This is a genomic window from Streptomyces sp. SP18BB07 (genome assembly GCF_036322545.1).
GTDB classification, from domain to species: domain Bacteria; phylum Actinomycetota; class Actinomycetes; order Streptomycetales; family Streptomycetaceae; genus Streptomyces; species Streptomyces deccanensis.
The window spans coordinates 1-329 of record NZ_JAQYWT010000048.1; the positions used below are offsets into that span (position 1 = coordinate 1).

Annotated in this window: 1 pseudogene; it reads right to left on the minus strand. The window is 70.5% G+C overall.

The window, feature by feature from the left end:
* A pseudogene (locus tag PUR53_RS00115) lies at window positions 1–310 on the minus strand (conjugal transfer protein); the annotation flags it as partial.
* Window positions 311–329 lie beyond the last annotated feature (19 nt).

A 329-nucleotide genomic window follows, 5' to 3' on the forward strand; every position in this document is an offset into this window, starting at 1 on the left:
AGCTCGGCGGCTCGGCTGCGACCTGCTGCGGGTCGAAGACCCAGTCGGGGCCGCGTGCGGAACGGGGGCCCCGGGTGGAGTCCTCGATGTCCCGCTTGTTGGAGGTGACGAGGACCGCGCCGGGGCCGTCGAGGATGGCGGGGACGGCGAGTCGGGTCGTCTTGCCGGTCAGCGGGCCCCTGTTGTCGACGTGCATGTCCTCGTTCGAAGCGAACAGAGGCTTCCGGCCCTTGTCGGACCGTCCGATGAAGACACCGGGGGTCTTCGCCTTCACGCCGTGCCGTTCGGCGATGGCGGCCGCGCCCTTCATGGTGAGCTTGCCCACCTCC